Raw genomic sequence first — 17,515 nt, 5'->3', positions numbered from 1 at the left:
AATTTGTTCTGATTATTCAATTATAAATTTGGTGTTTAATTCTCCGGTTTTAAGAATATAAACGCCTTTTGGTAAGTTTTTCAGAGTAATTGTGTTTCCAGTTTGGAAAGGATTTTCAATAGTCTGTACATTCTGTCCTACCATATTATAGATGAATGCCTTTTTGAATTGCTTCAGATCTTTATCTCCGGTTATGCTGATAACGTTACCTTTCACAGGGTTTGGAGCGATAGTTAAATTTTTGGAAAATGAAGCATCATCTACTGCCAGAGGAGAAGTTCCCCAGATTGTAGTAACCCATTCAGGGTGATCGATGTAAGGATTTCTGTTTTTTTGATAAGCATAAGCAGCATTATTCCTGTCGATTTCTTTTTGAGATACAGGATCCTGCTGATGCCATAACAATAACAAATTGAGCTCCCAGGTTACCAGTCCTTGATTAACATTACTTGTGTTCAAGATGTTGCCGCTGGAAAAACCGGATAATTGATTCTGGTATCTTGTTACAAAATATAAAAGGCATCTTGCCACATCTCCTTTGAATTCATTAATTGGCTCAAAAACAGATCCACTGTAAGTTGCTCCCGGTGTAGCATTAGGTCCTACCTTTGAGCCGTTTTTTGACAAATAAGAAGCATTGTTAACTTTTCCGTAGGGATAATTGCTTCTCATACCATTAACTTTTCCATCAGTTGGGAGAATGTGGTGTATATCACTCTTCATTGGAAGTTTTTCGTTAAACAAACTCTGCGGAACAGTATGTTCTTTGTTATAGCAATCGCCTTCCACAGAATAATTACCACATTTTTTCTGCCCAAATATGTAATTGTAAGGGTCGTTTCCAGTCGGATTTTCAGAATAAATATCAAGCACGGTATTGTCTTTTTCATAATATTTATCTGCATCGCTTAGCGGATATTCGTCATCCAAAGCGTCATAACTGTGCTGGCTATATCCGGAAGTGATAATTTGTGCAAGCTTAGTTTTCAGAGCGTAACCTGTTAATCCGTCTGTGCCGTCATAGTAACCTGTCGGAATCTGCGCATTTGTAATGCCGAACATCCCAACAGCAAGAATAAAAATACATTTTTTCATTTTCAAAAAATTAAGGGCGCTAAAGGTATAAAATAATTTTATAAAAAAAGGATATAAATTATTAACAATATACATCAGAATGATTAGATTAGATAATTTTTTTAAATATTATTTAATTGACTGATCTTATCAATGCAAATTTGGAAAAATCAGATAAAATTATCTGTATTCACAACTTTATGAAAAATTTAAATAATTGATAACAAAAATTGGTGTTTAATTTTTTGAATTAAAAACTGATAAAGAATATTAATTCTCAAAAATGTGCTTTTTATTGATCTTTGAAAATAACCAGGAAATAGACAGCCCAAAAAACAGAGCAATCCCGGAAACAATGAAATAATTGATCAATTCAATTTTTACAGGGAAGGCAAGGGTTTCACTTGCTTTAAAAAATCCAGTGTTGATTTGTAAAAAACATATGGCAGAACCTATGATAAGACCGCATAATATTCCTAACATCACAATTAATAAACCTGTGAAGAAGTAGATAAGACGAAGGTTTTTCATATTGAAGCCTAATGCAATCAAGGATTTTGCCTGGTCTTTTTTGTCTAATTGTAAAATAGTGATAGCTCCGGCCAGATTGAATGTGGTAATGAAAATGACTAGTCCAAAAATCAGATAGATCATCAGTTTCTCGGTGTTAATCATTTTCCAGAACGCTGCATTTTCCTCAGATTTAGTATTGATGGTAATCTGATTACCGAAGATCTTGCTAAGGTTCGACTTAACGAGATCAGCTTTGGCAGGATTTTTCAGTTTGATAACAATTTGATAGCAAGCCGTTTTCGGAAGCCCTAAAAGTTCCTGGGCCAATTCGATAGGTGAAATGATATAGTTGTCCAACTGGTCATTTCCCGGAAAAACCCCTGTAACATAGATGTCTTTTTTATTGAATATATCATTCTCCTGCTGGATAATTCCTTTTCCGGGTTTAGGCATCAGGATTGTTGCAAAATCCTCGCTGGAATTCACAGGTAATGAGAGCCTGTTGTCCAGACCGTTTTCCATAATGACTTCATTGCTGTATTTGAAGTCAGGATATTTACCGTAAAAAATATTGTCGTTGATAGGATTAACGCTGGTGTAGGCAGAATCAACACCGCGCAGGTAAGCAATTTCGCCGTTGTCTTTGTAGCCCAGATAGACCTTTTCTTCTATCACCTTGGAAAAACTGGAGATATCTTGATTGTTACGGAGAGTATTCTGGATTTTATCAATCTCAGGTAAAACTTTGCCAACTTTGCTCTTGACCGTAAGATCAGCGTGGAGATTGGCAATCATCTGCTTGTTCATCTCTTCCAGTCCGGAAAAAACAGAGATGATGATAAACATAGCCGCAACCGCTGCCACCATTGCAAAGGCGGCCAGCCAGGTAATAAAAGTTACCGCTGTACTGCCTTTTCTGGCAATCAGATAACGTGATGCTATGTAAAAAGCATTTTTCAATACTATAGGATTGGGTTGTCGCCTTCGCCTCTCAGCTCTTTTTCGATGCGTTCTACATCATCCAGGGTCGTATCCAGGTAGAATGATAACTGAGGAATGATTCTTACCTGTTTCCCCATTTTTTGCCCGATGTAATTACGATAAAAAGTATGATTGGTATTGATTTCCTTCATAATTGGTGCACGCAGTTCTGCAGGGAAAATACTTAAGTATATTTTTGCAATACTCAGGTCGGTCGTAACCTTTACATCAGAAACCGACACCAGGAAGCTGTTTTGCTGGCTTTCCGATGCTTGCTTACGGAAGATTTCTGCCATATCTTCCTGAATAATTTGCGCTACTTTTCTTTGTCTGTTGCTTTCCATAAATGCTACAAATTTAGTGTTTTTATTTTGATTTTTTTGGAGCTATTCCGGCTTTCCGCTCATACTCCTCACGCCAAGGCTTTTGCCAACGTTAGTTGTGGGGTAACCGCTGCAATCCGGGCTATGGGTGTTGTCATTCTATATTCGTTCTCAGAAAATTTGTGATTTCAAAGATTGTGCAATTAGAAAGAACTGGAAAATATTATTTCAAAAGCCAGATCAAAGCTTGCTTCAGTTCTCGTTTCCAATAATTTTCAGAATGTGTTCCATCTTCATCTATTTTCACAACGATATTTTTTTTCGGAACAGATTGGTTTAGTAAAGCGACATTGGCGGTTTCTATTTCCGCAACCATTGTTTCATCTTCATTTTTCCCGGCTACAAAATAAAACTTAGAATTTTTAAGATTGCTTTGATTTTTGTTCAAATAAGCTTTTAAATCCTTAGAAACAAACCAAAAAGCAGGGCTGAAGATTCCGGCTTTTCCAAAAACGGTAGGATATTTCACCGCAGCATAAAGCGAAATCAAACCACCCATAGAACTTCCCATAATCAAAGTTTTAGAAGCCTGTTTCTGTGTTCTGTAAGTTTTATCGATATAAGGTTTCAAAGTTTTTGTAAGGAATTGAAGATACAAGTCACCTTCGCCTTTGGTTTTATATTTCTCATTGTTCCACGGCGAATATTCTGCCAGTCGCGTTTCTCCGCCATTATCAATCCCGATAACGATTGCAGATTCTCCGGTTTCTGAGAAGATTTCATTCAGTGTTTCATCCACGCTCCATTCTCCGGAAAAACTTGTGAATTCATCAAAAAGATTTTGTCCATCGTGCATATAGATCACGGGATATCTCTTGCGGGTAGTTTCATAATCGGGTGGGAGATATATCCAGATTTTTCTCGTCGTATTAAGCTGCGGGATTTTAAAATTCTCACTTAAAATTTTAACATTAGAAGTTGCAGTATGTTTTTTCTCTTTTGGTTGCGTCCAGTTTTGGATTTTTAATTCAATAGTTTTTGAAGCGTCAGAAACTTCCAGGACTCTGTTTGGAGAATCTTCAGCCGTTTCCCAATTTCCCTGAGTGATTTTATATTCTATTTTTTGTGCAGGATTCGGAATCGTTAACGTATAAAATCCATTAATCTTTTTGAATTCAAATTGCTGATCACCCGGATTCCAATTATTAAGGTTGGAAGCTAAAAATATCCTTGAATTTTCTTCGTTTCCAGGGAGTTTTGCAATCTTAAAAGTGATTTGAGCATTCATAACCCAAGATATCAATACTAAAAGTGTTGATGAAAATCTTTTTAGAAACAGCTGATTACCGCGCATATTGTGTTTGTGACTTTATGAATTCCAAAGTTTTTTTGGCCACATCTTTAGCTTCATCCAAGTTGATATTGCTAAAAGTATGTTTGGCATTATCCAATGTGAAATACTGATAGTAGACCTTATTTTTCTCCAATACTTCCGCTAAAAGTTGGGACTGTGACACATCCACCACGCTGTCGCCGGTTCCGTGAAAAATAAGTGTAGGAACGGTTTGTTGTGTGATATGACGTACAGGCGAGTATTCTTCACATTTTTTGATAGCATCAGCTTTCTGAGAATTGATATCGAAACCCGTCAGCTGCATTATTTTTTGATGTCTTGTTTTATAAGTTTTTGGATAATACATCTTGAAGGCTTTTAATAAAATTGGATTAGCATCAGTTTTGAACAGTTCATTGAGGTCAGATGGTCCGTAGAAGTTCACAACATATTGTAGCGCAGGAAAATCAGTTTCGGTATCAGATTTTTTATTTTCTTGAGTATAAGCCGTCAACATTGCAATGTGTGCGCCAGAAGAGCCACCCCAAACACCAATGTTATCGGTATCAAAATGATAGTTTTCCGCATGATCTTTGATCCATTTCAAAACATCTCTGCAATCCTGCAACGTATTTTCCAGATGATTTTTAGAATCGATAGGTGTAAAATCTATACTCACAACGGTATATTGATTTTTGATCAGTTCATCCAAAACATATTCCCGGTAGTTTTGCAAAACAACACGTTTATCACCAATAGTCCAGGCACCACCGTGGATAAAGACCACAACTGGAGTTTTTTCTCGGGTTAAATTTTTTGGCTGATAAATATCCAGTTTCAAAGGGGTTTTATCTGGAAATGTCTTGTAAACAATGTCTTTTTGGAGCTGATAATTCTGGGAAGGCTGAGGCAGTTTGATGTCTGAATTTACTTTTGCCGAGCTTATTTTGTAACTGAAAACACTGAGAATAATTAAAGAAAAAACAAGTATAACTCTGTATTTGGCCTTCATTTAAAATGTATTGCATCTCAAATATAAATAATTTTCCGCCTTGACGTGATGTTAAATTCGGATTTTATGAAAAATTTAAGGTTTTGTTTCGCCTTTGCACAGCTATGTTTTGTAAATTTGGATCACTTTTATTGATTTCTTGTTGCGAGAAATTTTAATTCAAATCAATTTATAAATGACAACAAAATACGAACAAATCCCTAGTTCTCTTTTTGTGAAAAACAGAAAGAAGTTTGCAGAACAATTGTTACCAAAATCTATAGCCGTTTTCAACTCAAACGATATTTACCCAATCAGTGCAGATTCTACAATGCCTTTCCAGCAGCACCGTGATATATTTTATCTGAGTGGAGTAGATCAGGAAGAAAGTATTTTGGTAATTTTTCCTGATGCTTATTTGGAAGAAAATCGTGAGATTTTATTTTTAAGAGAAACTAATGATCACATTGCAGTTTGGGAAGGTGAGAAGTTGACGAAGGAAAATGCTTACGAAGTTTCGGGAATCAAGACAGTCTATTGGTTGACAGACTTCGACAAAGTTTTTAAAAATCTGATGTACGAAGCTGAAAATGTTTACCTGAACAAAAATGAACATTACAGAAACGCGGTAGAAACGGAGTTGAGAGAAGACCGATTCATCAAAAAAGTACAGGCAGATTTCCCAATGCACAATTACAAGAGAAGCAATCCGATTCTCCAGCGTTTGAGAAGCATCAAGGAACCGGAAGAACTGGCATTGATTCAGAACGCTTGTAATATCACAGAAAAAGGAATCAGAAGATTATTGAATTTTATCAAGCCTAACGTTTGGGAATACGAAATAGAAGCGGAACTCATCCACGAATTTGTGAGAAACAGAAGCAAAGGATTTGCTTATACACCAATTATTGCAAGCGGAAATAACGCCAATGTTCTACATTATATTGCTAACAATATGCAATGCAAGGAAGGCGACTTGATTCTTTTGGATGTTGGAGCAGAATATGCGAATTACTCCAGTGATTTGACAAGAACAATTCCTGTCAGCGGAAAATATTCGGAAAGACAAAAGGAGATTTATAATTCGGTTTTAAGATGTAAAGTTGAAGCAGAAGACCGATTGGTTGCAGGAAATAACTGGTACAGATTCCATAAAGAAATGGGAGAGGTTTACACTGCGGAGTTGCTGCAATTAGGATTAATAGATAAAGCTGATGTTCAAAACGAAGATCCAAAATGGCCGGCTTATAAAAAGTTTATGATGCACGGAACTTCTCATCATATGGGATTGGATACACATGATTACGGCATCCTGACGGATGATTTTGTTGAAAATATGGTCTTTACCAATGAGCCTGGTTTCTACATCCCTGCAGAAGGCTTCGGTGTCAGAATAGAGGATGATTATGTGATCCAAGCTTCTGGAAAACCATTTAACTTGATGGCAAATATCCCGATTACTGTTGAAGAAATTGAAGACTTGATGAATTCTTAATTTGAAAATTTAATTTAAAACATAAAAAATCCCGAACATTAATTCTGTTCGGGATTTTGTTTTTATTTCTAATTTTTCTAACATCTATTTCTTGAAAAACTCCATCAGGTCAAGATAGTTTTTCTGATTCACGCCGTGTCCGGTCATATATTCTCTGAAAGAAAAATAAGCGCTAAGATCGTATAAGATCTCTGCTGCCTTGCGTCCCCAATCAATAGGAATCACGGCATCTTCCATCCCGTGGGAGATAAAGAAGCGCAAGTTTTCATACTTCTTTTTATCTTTTACAATATTTTTCAACATTTTTTCTTCCGGGAAAGCGCTCAGACAAGCAATTTTCGAAAACAGATCCGGATACTGCAAAGCCAGAGAATAAACAATAATTCCGCCTTGGCTGAAACCGCAAATATGCGTCGGGTTGTTGGTTAATCCATATCTGTTGGTTACGGACATAATGTTCTCCATCACCATTTTTACCGCTTCATTACCTTCATTTTCATCCAAAAAATTTTCGGGACTGTTGAAGTCGATATCAAACCATGCATAACCTCCATAGTTCGAATTTTTCGGTGCCCGGAAACTGACAACCAGCCAATCTTCCGGAAGTGTCGGAACAAAATTAAAAAGATCTTCTTCGTTGCTTCCATAACCGTGAAGCATAAACAGAACAGGTGTTTCCGGTGTAATATTTTGGGGTTCTCTTACGAGGTATTGTAATTCCATTTTGCAAAGATAAATAAGAAGTGTTTCCTATCCAATTTAAAAGTCTCTATCGTATGAATAGAAAAATAAAAGGTTTTTCCAATAAGTCTATATGTGTTATTTCATATTCAGGCAATGTGAAAAAAAATTCTCAATGTCATTTAATATTCTTACCTTAAAAAGTGTATTTTTACGACACTAAAATTTCTAAAATGGATAAAATACCTAGTGTAGACCTGCGTGATTTCCTTTCGGACAACCCGGAACGCAAACAGAAATTTGTAAATGAAATCGGAAAAGCTTACGAAGAAATTGGTTTTGTAGCCCTCAAAGGCCATTTCCTGGATGACCAACTCGTTGACGATCTTTACGGAGAAGTCAAAAACTTCTTCCAACTCCCAACAGAAACCAAATTAAAGTACGAGATTCCTGGAATCGGAGGGCAAAGAGGTTATGTTGGTTTTGGAAAAGAAACGGCGAAAGGCTTTAAAAAAGGAGATTTGAAAGAGTTTTGGCACTTCGGACAGTACGTTTCGGATGACTCAAAATACAAAAACGAATATCCTGACAATGTCATCGTAGAAGAGCTGCCAAAGTTCAATGAAGTTGGTAAGGAAGCTTACCAGATGCTTGAAAAAACAGGGAAATATGTTTTGAGAGCTTTGGCTTTGTATCTTGGTTTGGACGAATTTTATTTTGATGATAAAATCGCGGAAGGGAATTCTATCCTGAGACCAATCCATTATCCGCCGATTACCGAAGAACCTAATGATGCAGTAAGAGCTGCCGCTCACGGTGATATCAATCTGATTACACTTTTGATGGGTTCTCAAGGAAAAGGCCTTCAGGTTCAGAACCATAACGGAGAATGGATTGATGCGATTGCAGAACCGGATGAGTTGATGATTAATGTTGGCGATATGTTGTCAAGACACACCAATAACAAATTGAAATCTACGATTCATAGAGTGGTCAATCCGCCAAGAGAACAGTGGGGAACATCGAGATATTCCATTCCGTTTTTTATGCATCCGGTGAGCGATATGCGTCTTGATGCGCTTGAAAATTGTGTGGATGAAAACAATCCGAAATTGTATCCGGATGCAACAGCCGGAGAGTTTTTAAGAGAAAGATTGATTGAGTTAGGTTTGATAAAAATCTAATTGAAATTATATTTAAAAGCAAAAATACCGTTGAGTTTTTAACGGTATTTTTTTTATTTTGACGAGTGAAAAATTATCAAAAAAATTAAAATTATGATTAATGGTTTTTATTCAATTTTGATATTTTTTTCTTCTTTTTGCGTTTTTTCGTCAACATACTTTTTATAAATCCAAATAAACAAAGCAACAAGAAGATTCCTAAAGCGGAAACTCCAATTGCTGTATTTCTGCCTGTGTATCTTTTACCAAGGAAAAAATAATCATAACCAATATTTAAAAATAGATAAATAAGAACACAAAAAGCGATAGGAAAAATTACATATCCAAATATTACCAAAACAAAGTTCCCAATGTTTTCTAAGGATTGGGTTTTTGCATAACTGTAAAGGATATAGTAGAAAATGATTATAAAGCAAATCGTAACGATGTTCACTATAAAAGTAAAGGTCTTGATTGGCGTAATCATCCTTACTTCACCATCTGCTGCAATGATGTCTATCTTTTCGCCAACAGGTTTTTTATTATTGTCGCTGAAAGATACATCTCCAAAAGAGTTTTTGGTAATTCCCTTTTGATCTTTGTATTCTAATAGTGGTTTGTAGAATGTGTTTTGTCTTTTTGTCGAACCAATATTTCTTCTATTTCTGGAATTGCTTGTGCTGATAAATTTCTCATATCCAATGATTGTAGCGGATTGTTTGTTGGAGCTGAAATCGTCTTTGATGGTTGTGTAAGATAATTCTAAAATTCCGAAGAAAAATATGGCGATGTAATAGCCGGCAATTCCTCCAATTAAACCAATGATTATGCGTAAAACTAGTTTGATGTGAGATGAATTATAAGCCCAAGTCCCAACAATAAAAAGACCGAGAAGAACGGAAATGATTTTGAATACTAAATTGTCACTCGTATGGAATGTTATCGAAAAAGGATGCATAGTTTGTGTTTTGTACGAAGATATTACTAATTTTATAATTAATGAATATTCTTTTTCAATACAAAAAAAATTAGGTTAGACAAAATGCCTAACCTAATATTTATTTTAAAATTAAATTTCTCTTTTTACAACTGCAACAGGATTCAGTTTGATTAATTTCATCTTCCGAAATTAGCTCTTCCACGTGTTTGTGATGATTGTTGTGATATAAGCACCTCCCATCATTGATTTGTTGATAAATTTTCTTTGTTCTCCACATCATTGCGAACAAATTAGCATCGTATTTTGGAGAGTGTGGGTCTTTTTCCGTATCAATCTGTGCATTAATTAATGATTTGCGAAGTTTAGATTCCTTTTACGATGAAATAATTTTTCTTTCCTTTTTGTAGAAGAAGGAATTTTTCATCAATCAAATCACTTTCTGAAACCGAATAATCTTCACCAACTTTGGTTTTGTTAACGGAGATTGCGTTTCCTGTTAGTTCTCTTTTAGCTTCACCTTTGGATTTTAAGAAACCTGTTTTTTCAGAAATTAAATCAACGATATTGCTTCCAACCAATTCAGATTTTAAAACTTCTTTTTGCGGAACGCCATCAAAAATTTGAAGGAATAATTCCTCATCAAGACTTACCAAATCCTCTGCTGTAGATTGTCCGAAAAGAATCTGAGAAGCTTTTAGTGCTTTTTCATATTCTGCTTGTCCATGAACCCAAACAGTTACTTCTTGTGCTAATTTTTTCTGAAGTTTTCTCTCGTGAGCTGCGGTTTTATGTTCTTCTATTAAAGCTTCAATTTCTTCTTTTGGAAGGAAAGTGTAGAACTTAATAAATCTTTCTGCATCATCATCAGTAGCATTCAACCAAAACTGATAGAATTTGTAAGGCGAAGTTTTCTTTGCATCTAACCAATAATTCTCACCACTTTCAGATTTTCCAAATTTGGAACCATCTGCTTTTGTAATCAAAGGAACGGTTAGAGCATAAGCTTCACCTTGTGCTTTTCTTCTGATGAGTTCTGTTCCGGTTGTGATATTTCCCCATTGGTCAGAACCGCCCATTTGCAGTTTCACACCTTCATTTTGGTAAAGGTGAAGGTAATCGTAACCTTGTAAAAGCTGGTAAGTAAATTCTGTAAAACTCATCCCGTCAACACCAGATTCTCCAGAGAAACGTTTTTTCACAGAATCTTTCGCCATCATATAATTCACAGTAATGTGCTTTCCGATATTCTTAGCAAAATCAAGGAAAGTGAAATTTTTCATCCAATCATAATTGTTGACAAGAATGGCTTTGTTGTCGCCATCACCCCCAAATTCTAAGAATCTGGATAATTGATTTTTGAGACAGTCAACGTAATAGAGCAGCGTCTCTTCACTCAAAAGATTACGTTCCGCAGATTTGCCGGAAGGGTCGCCTATCATTCCTGTTGCACCACCAACCAAAGCAATCGGCTGATGACCGTGCTGCTGAAAGTGAGCCAGGATTTTGATCTGGATAAGGCTTCCGATATGCAAAGAATCCGCAGTGGGGTCAAACCCGATGTAGGCTTTTGTCATTTCTTTATCCAGTTGTTCTTCCGTTCCCGGTGTCATGTCGGAAAAAAGTCCACGCCATTTTAGCTCTTCTATAAATGCATTCATTGTCTTAAAAAATTTAGCTGCAAAGATAATAAAATACAACCTGTTATTAATTGATGTTTCGGAATTAATAAAAATGGAATACTTATCCGCTATTAATGGTAAATTATTAATAATATTGAAGAATTTGTTAATTTAGATGATATAAATCAGGGTCATATTTTATATCTGTTAGATTTGTATATATTTGTCGTGAAACATACGGGAAAGGTTGGTATGGAAATGAAAATTGTTTTAAATGGATATGATATTTTATAAAAAAGCTTTTGTTCTGATTGCTTTTTTTACCGGTTACTTTTTTGATTCTCAGGTTCGGCCAGATGTAATCTACGGAGATTATAATACATTCTGGACATCACATAATAATTCTGGAACTTACGCTACGGCACAAGACACAAACAATCTTTTAGGCTTCTCGGTAGGAGGTGTTAATTATTCTTCAGGCGTTAATCCTACACTATTTGGTGCCAGGGTTGGAACTTATGTTAACGAAAATTACAGAGCTTTTCCCACCTCATTTTCTGTTGGTAGCACTTCTACAAACTATCTTATCGGAATCCCGAGATATGTGAATGGAGTCTTGCAGGATCAAACTAACAGACCTTCTCTAAGCTGTGACACTTCCCTGGGGTATTATTTGAGAGACGGACTGAATGGCCTTGACCTGAGTACCGCTGTTTTTAACATTCCCAGGCAGGATCTGACTTTTTATGTTAATGTTCTTGCGGATATTAATCCAACCTGCATCAGTGATAATATTCCGGATATCATCGTAACACAAGTTGGTGCGCCAAGTACGAGTTTTGATGTTTTTAAGTTTACGGACATCAATGGTAATACTGTCGGTGTTCAGAGAGATGTTAACTTTTCCTCGGTGACACCTTCCGGATCGGCTCTTTGGAGCTTTTACTTTGCAGGAAACTGTCCTCATAACTATAACTCAGGAAGCGGCTTTTCTGGGACGACCCGTGATATCAGGGTCTTAACGTTTAAATTAAGTGACTTCGGGATTACATTATCTAATTATCAAAATGCCGTCAAATTTGTACAGGTTTTGTCAGGAGATAGTGATGTAGCTTTTTCCGCTTACAGTACCAATTCTTTATCGCTATACTGTCTGGAAAATGCAACCATAACAGGAACTGCGTTAGATACCAGAACAGGTATTACGTCGCAGGGAAGAGCCGGTGCAACAGGTGACAATTGGCCAATGGTAAGAAAAGGAGGTTTCCTGGCATTAGAATCCAACCGAAAAGCTTTTGTTCCGACAAGAGTTACAACGGCAGGATTAGCTAACATCACCAATCCTGTAGAAGGAATGATGGTCTATGATACAACTGAAAATTGCCTTAAGATCTATGCCAATTCTACTGTTGGCTGGAAATGTTTCAACAAAAAAACCTGCCCTTAAAATGAAAAAATTAATGATATTGATGGCTCTTGTAATGATCAAGAGCAAAGTTTTTGCGCAAGTTATTTTTGGAGACGGCGTAGGAACGCCCACAGACAAAACATCTGTATTGGTGGAGTTTTCTAATGTTGGAAACCGAGGCTTGATTTTACCGTACGTAACGGACAAAACTGCAATCACAACGCCAGGCAGCATTATTTTTGACGCATCAACGCCAACTTCGGCCAAAGCAAAATACTATAATGGAACAACATGGGTTGATCTAAGTGTACAACCTGCCAATGCTACTTCTTATTTAACAATTCAGCCAACGGCTAGAGAAAATGCGAACTCTAAAGTGGTTATCGGAAGCAATACTTCCGCTGCAGATGGTATTTTGGTCTTGGAATCAACGAATAAAGCAATGGTTTTGCCTATCACTAATTCTTATCAGAATATTGTAAATCCTGCGCCGGGAACAATGGTTTTGCTGACGAACGGACCTTTAAAGACTTTGGCTGTCTATAACGGCGAACAATGGAGCTTTTGGAGTTATTGATTTTTTAAGATAATAATACAAGCAGGGCCGGTTTTTTACCGGCTCTGTTGTTTTAACAATTTTAAAATCCGTGAAGATTTGTTCGTGGACAAAATATTGATTCTTTGTTAAACTTTTCTATTGGCGCAGCTAGCCCTGATGGTAACGGAAATCCTATTGCTTTTTTTTAATAGATGAAAAAGCAATAGATTGTAATGGACAGCAGGTTCCCGGCTCCTTAAAATTATCATCAAAAACCCGTAACTTTGGAAAATGAATCAGGATACTATTTGTGCGCTGGCAACAGCTAACGGGATTGGAGCCATTGGAATTATCAGGGTTTCCGGAATTGAATCTTTTGGAATTGTCAATAAAATTTTTGAAGGAAAAAATCTGGAAAAAGTAGATTCTCATACTGTCCATTATGGTTTTATCAAGGATGAAGGGGAAACAATTGATGAAGTGATGGTTTCTGTTTTTCACGCTCCGAAAACCTTTACAACCGAAAATTCTGTAGAAATCTCCTTCCACGGATCGCCTTACATCGGTAAAAAAATTCTGGAAGCATTGATTAAAAATGGAGCAAGAATGGCGAAAGCCGGAGAGTTCACAATGCGCGCTTTTATGAATGGCAGAATCGATCTTTCCCAAGCCGAGTCTATTGCCGACCTGATTGCATCTGAAAACGAAGCCTCGAGAAAAGTAGCTTTGAATCAATTAAAAGGTGGCATCTCCAATGAGATTTCATTCCTGAGAAATGATTTACTGAATTTTACATCCTTGATAGAATTAGAACTTGATTTCGCAGAAGAAGATGTTGAATTTGCTGACAGAACTGCACTTAAATCCTTACTTTATAAAATTGAAGATAAACTGAATTCCTTAATCGAAAGCTTCCAGTACGGTAACGCCATTAAGAACGGAACTGCTGTTGCCATAATCGGGAAGCCAAATGCAGGGAAATCCACTCTTCTAAATGCCCTGTTGAAAGAAGAAAGGGCAATCGTGAGCAATATCGCTGGAACAACTAGGGATACGATTGAAGAAATTCTGCATATCAAAGGTCACGCATTCCGGTTAATTGATACAGCTGGTTTGCGCGAAACTGCCGACGAAATTGAAGCGATTGGCGTAAAAAAAGCAAAAGAAAAAGTTGAGAATGCAGAAATCTTAGTGTATTTGGCGGATGCCGGAACTGAGGATTTTTCTGAAGATATCGAAATGATAAAATCTCTATTGAGAGATGATCTGAAGCTCATTATTTGTGCAACGAAAATCGATGAAGTGATTCCGACTCAATATGAGAAATTAGAGCAATTTTTCAGAAACGAGATTTCTACGGATTTTGATTTTATAAAAATTTCGGCTGTTGAAAATCAAAATATTCAGGATCTTAAAAATGAATTGTCTTCTTACATTGAGCATCTAAAATCTGAAGAAGGGAACGTAGTTATTACCAATCAGCGCCATTACGAAGCGTTACAAAAATCTCTGAATTCGGTTAGACAAGTTGAGGAAGCGGTAAGTTCACAGATTACTACTGAGCTTTTGGCTTACGAACTTCGCAATGCTTTGGAATATCTTGGAGAGATATCGGGAGAATTCAGCAATGACGAGGTTTTGGGGAATATTTTTTCTAAGTTTTGTATCGGGAAATAATTTAGCTTTTCTTTGATTTCTTTTTCTTTCTTTTATTTGATTATCAATCATTTATAAAAAATTTATTTTCTCTTTTTGGAGTTTATTTATATATTTGTACACCTGTTGTACACCTCGAACTACAAAAAGTAGTACAAAGGTGTACAAATGTACACCTCAAATAAAAGATATGAATATTACTTTAAAACAGAAAAATTTAGCTGATGGAAGGATTAGTCTTTTCATTGAGTATTACAAAGGCTCTTCTACTAATGCACAGGGAAGAAGAGTTCACCTGCGGAATTTTGAGTATTTGAAACTGTATTTGCACCCCGATCCAAAGTCGACTAAGGAAAAAAAAGAGAATAAAGAAACTATGGCTCTTGCCGAAAGTATTTTGGCAATCAAAAAAGCTGAATATGTCCAAGGTCGTTACGATTTGAAAGATACCGTAAAAAGTAAAAGGACTTTTTTAACATACTTTGAGGAGTTGACTGAAGAAAAGCAAAAGCAAGATACTTCTAATAATTACGGTAACTGGTTTTCTACGCTACAACATCTCAATAAGATTGTTCCGAAAAATATGACTTTCGATGAAATTGATGAAAGCTTCGTCAAGAAAGTTCACCGATATTTCGAAAAAGATGCTCTCACAAAAAGTGAGCTGCCACTTTCTCAGAACTCAAAATATTCATATTTCAACAAGTTTAAAGCTGCTCTAAGAAGTGCTTTCGATAATGGATATTTGACTATAAATTACGCATCAAAAGTCAAATCCTTTGAACAGGCTGAAAGCCAAAGAGAATATCTAATTTTTGATGAATTACAACGTTTAGCCAAAGCTGAATGTAAATATCCGGTTTTGAAAAAAGCTTTTCTTTTTTCTTGTTTATCAGGACTACGTTGGTCAGATATTAATACGTTGACCTGGAAAGAAGTTCGTGATGAAGGTGATGTTTCCAGAGTCAATTTCCGACAAGAAAAAACTGAGGGTGTAGAATATCTTTATATCTCAAAACAAGCCAGAGAATTGTTGGGCGAAAGACAAGATCCGCAAGAAAGAGTTTTCAAAGGTTTGAAATATGGAATGACCTACAATACTGAAATTATTCGCTGGTGCAATCGAGCTGCCGTTCCTAAGCATATTACTTTTCACTCGGCCAGACATACGAACGCAGTTCTGTTGTTAGAAAACGGTGCAGATATTTACACGGTTTCTAAAAGACTGGGACATCGAGAATTGAGAACAACGCAGATTTATGCAAAAATTGTAGATAGCAAAATGAAGGAAGCTGCTGAGATTATTCCGGAATTAAATATCGAGTTATAAAGATTCCATTTTCTTTTTGAACCCACTCGCTTTCTAAATCTGTTAAGTCCAGAATAATTTTTTTACATTTAAAATTAGTCCATAATATTCTTATTTAGCTCTCAAACTATTTGTAATCTTTTATTTATAATTTTTATTGTTGACTTTTGTTTCTCCAAATTAAATAAAAGAAACAGATGGAAAATAACGAACTCATCATTCATAAGCTCAACCGAATTGAAAAACATATTTTCGGGCTCAAAGCAATTCTTAATGTAGAAGAGCTTTCAGATTACACGGGTTTCAAGAAATCCTATATCTACAAATTGGTTCATACCAACTCTATCCCATTTTCAAAACCTTCCGGAAAAATTCTATTCTTTGAACGAAAAAAGATTGACGAATGGCTGCTGAAAAACAGCCATAAATCAAATGACGAAATCCAACAAGAAGCAATAGAATTTTCTTTACGTAAAAAATAAAATATGCCTTTTACTGCATCATTCTACTTTATTGTAGGAATTAATAAAAAAAAGACAAACGTGAATGATTATATATAGAGATTATTTAAAGAAAACTTTAGTATAGAAGTAATATTACAAGTGATAGTGTCTGTAAATCTTTTTCGCTTTAGTCCTTTTTTGTGACCTCGACAGGACTCTATCGAAACCATTTATTAACTGATATTGATAATATTTTAAAGGTTTTAAATGATGTATAATACGAATTTCAAAGTTTGCTAATTCCTCCTTGAGATTATTGGCATTGTAAAAATTTAAAGAAAAATATAAATGAATAAAAAAGGAGACTTAAAATGTGCTATAACAATAGATTCGCTACAAATTAAGAGAGGGTTTTCTTAGCCATAGAAAGATACCGGAAATAAAAAGAGGAGACCTTTTCGGTCTCCCTTTCCGTATATCTAAAAGCCTATTGCTGGTAGGTTGCTCCCCAGCAGAGCCTACTTCCTCTTGGGCTTTGAGACTAAATTAGTATTTTTTTGTCTTATGTAATTTAAATACGTATAATTTCTGGGCAATATTTCTTCATTTGAGTCCCAAAATTGAGCAGTAACATCAGGCTGAATAGGGATAAGATGTTCCAAAGACTGTAATTTTTCCCAAGGCGTTTTTCCATTCAAAGAAGAGTGTGGTCTTTTCTTATTGTAAAACTCCTGCCATTCAATAGCTAAAGCATTTAAATCAAGATCTGGATCAGATAGATCCACTAGCGACCAGAATTCGGATTTGTCAGTCTGTTGGGTTCTTTCTACTTTACCATTTAAATGAGGGGATCTGGGCTTGATGGGTCTGTATTTGATAAAATGTTCATGCAGCTCATATTGGAAGGAGTAATTAAAAAATTCCGTACCCCAATCGGTTTGAATATGCTGTACAGGAAAATAGAATGTATCCAAAATTTCACCTAAAAAATGTATCGTACTTTCTGCTTTTTTATTAGGGTAAACTCTAATAACTTTCATTCTTGTGC

The 17,515-nt window shown here is 35.8% G+C and carries 16 protein-coding genes and 1 pseudogene; 7 read left to right on the top strand and 10 right to left on the bottom strand.

Features of this window, described 5'->3' with window-relative positions:
• Window positions 1-12: 12 nt before the first annotated feature.
• From BXY58_RS15915 to BXY58_RS15895, 5 genes are all read right to left on the bottom strand, one after another.
• On the bottom strand, window positions 13-1,095 hold the full coding sequence (locus BXY58_RS15915; RefSeq protein WP_120214864.1) for an endonuclease: 1,083 nt from the start codon (window positions 1,093-1,095) through the stop codon (window positions 13-15).
• 249 nt (window positions 1,096-1,344) lie between these two features.
• Window positions 1,345-2,547, bottom strand: coding sequence for an ABC transporter permease (locus BXY58_RS15910; protein WP_120214863.1), 1,203 nt, complete (start codon window positions 2,545-2,547; stop codon window positions 1,345-1,347).
• 2 nt (window positions 2,548-2,549) lie between these two features.
• Window positions 2,550-2,912, bottom strand: coding sequence for a 30S ribosome-binding factor RbfA (gene rbfA / locus BXY58_RS15905; protein WP_120214862.1), 363 nt, complete (start codon window positions 2,910-2,912; stop codon window positions 2,550-2,552).
• A gap of 202 nt (window positions 2,913-3,114) precedes the next feature.
• Window positions 3,115-4,179, bottom strand: a complete 1,065-nt coding sequence (locus BXY58_RS15900; RefSeq protein ID WP_229728430.1) for an alpha/beta hydrolase-fold protein — start codon at window positions 4,177-4,179, stop codon at window positions 3,115-3,117.
• 55 nt (window positions 4,180-4,234) lie between these two features.
• Window positions 4,235-5,236: an alpha/beta hydrolase gene (locus BXY58_RS15895; RefSeq protein ID WP_120214860.1), complete on the bottom strand. Its 1,002-nt coding sequence runs from the start codon at window positions 5,234-5,236 to the stop codon at window positions 4,235-4,237.
• Between the two features lie 175 nt (window positions 5,237-5,411).
• Between BXY58_RS15895 and BXY58_RS15890 the strand changes: the two genes are divergently transcribed.
• On the top strand, window positions 5,412-6,710 hold the full coding sequence (locus BXY58_RS15890; protein WP_120214859.1) for an aminopeptidase P family protein: 1,299 nt from the start codon (window positions 5,412-5,414) through the stop codon (window positions 6,708-6,710).
• A gap of 84 nt (window positions 6,711-6,794) precedes the next feature.
• Here BXY58_RS15890 and BXY58_RS15885 read toward each other — a convergent pair whose 3' ends face one another.
• The gene (locus BXY58_RS15885) at window positions 6,795-7,433 is read right to left on the bottom strand and encodes an alpha/beta hydrolase (RefSeq protein ID WP_120214858.1); all 639 of its coding nucleotides are present in this window, start codon (window positions 7,431-7,433) and stop codon (window positions 6,795-6,797) included.
• Between the two features lie 191 nt (window positions 7,434-7,624).
• Between BXY58_RS15885 and BXY58_RS15880 the strand changes: the two genes are divergently transcribed.
• A complete protein-coding gene (locus tag BXY58_RS15880) occupies window positions 7,625-8,575 on the top strand; it encodes an isopenicillin N synthase family dioxygenase (RefSeq protein WP_120214857.1) in 951 nt (316 codons plus the stop codon).
• 97 nt (window positions 8,576-8,672) lie between these two features.
• Here the strand turns inward: BXY58_RS15880 and BXY58_RS15875 are convergent, their stop codons facing one another.
• The 3 genes and pseudogenes from BXY58_RS15875 to tyrS all read right to left on the bottom strand — a co-directional run bounded on the left by BXY58_RS15875 (window position 8,673) and on the right by tyrS (window position 11,152).
• Window positions 8,673-9,512: a hypothetical protein gene (locus tag BXY58_RS15875; protein WP_120214856.1), complete on the bottom strand. Its 840-nt coding sequence runs from the start codon at window positions 9,510-9,512 to the stop codon at window positions 8,673-8,675.
• 216 nt (window positions 9,513-9,728) lie between these two features.
• Window positions 9,729-9,837: pseudogene (locus BXY58_RS17240) on the bottom strand (acyl-CoA desaturase); the annotation flags it as partial.
• Window positions 9,838-9,856: 19 nt separating this feature from the next.
• A complete protein-coding gene (tyrS, locus tag BXY58_RS15865; protein WP_120214855.1) occupies window positions 9,857-11,152 on the bottom strand; it encodes a tyrosine--tRNA ligase in 1,296 nt (431 codons plus the stop codon).
• Window positions 11,153-11,387: 235 nt separating this feature from the next.
• On the opposite strand from tyrS, the gene BXY58_RS15860 reads away from it, so the two are divergent.
• From BXY58_RS15860 to BXY58_RS15840, 5 genes are all read left to right on the top strand, one after another.
• On the top strand, window positions 11,388-12,560 hold the full coding sequence (locus tag BXY58_RS15860) for a hypothetical protein (RefSeq protein WP_120214854.1): 1,173 nt from the start codon (window positions 11,388-11,390) through the stop codon (window positions 12,558-12,560).
• A gap of 1 nt (window position 12,561) precedes the next feature.
• Window positions 12,562-13,098: a hypothetical protein gene (locus tag BXY58_RS15855; RefSeq protein WP_147366865.1), complete on the top strand. Its 537-nt coding sequence runs from the start codon at window positions 12,562-12,564 to the stop codon at window positions 13,096-13,098.
• A 252-nt stretch (window positions 13,099-13,350) separates the two neighbouring features.
• Window positions 13,351-14,736: a tRNA uridine-5-carboxymethylaminomethyl(34) synthesis GTPase MnmE gene (mnmE, locus tag BXY58_RS15850; protein ID WP_120214852.1), complete on the top strand. Its 1,386-nt coding sequence runs from the start codon at window positions 13,351-13,353 to the stop codon at window positions 14,734-14,736.
• Window positions 14,737-14,905: 169 nt separating this feature from the next.
• Complete coding sequence (locus tag BXY58_RS15845; RefSeq protein WP_074235534.1) at window positions 14,906-16,045, top strand: site-specific integrase; 1,140 nt, start codon at window positions 14,906-14,908, stop codon at window positions 16,043-16,045.
• 176 nt (window positions 16,046-16,221) lie between these two features.
• Complete coding sequence (locus BXY58_RS15840; RefSeq protein WP_120214851.1) at window positions 16,222-16,506, top strand: helix-turn-helix transcriptional regulator; 285 nt, start codon at window positions 16,222-16,224, stop codon at window positions 16,504-16,506.
• 479 nt (window positions 16,507-16,985) lie between these two features.
• Here the strand turns inward: BXY58_RS15840 and BXY58_RS15835 are convergent.
• A partial coding sequence (locus BXY58_RS15835; protein ID WP_147366864.1) for an integrase core domain-containing protein occupies window positions 16,986-17,515 on the bottom strand: 530 nt, incomplete at its 5' end.

Source organism: Epilithonimonas arachidiradicis, from assembly GCF_003610695.1.
GTDB classification, from domain to species: Bacteria; Bacteroidota; Bacteroidia; order Flavobacteriales; family Weeksellaceae; genus Epilithonimonas; species Epilithonimonas arachidiradicis.
The sequence above is the reverse complement of the archived record's forward strand: the minus strand, read 5'-3'. Positions and strand labels throughout refer to the sequence as shown.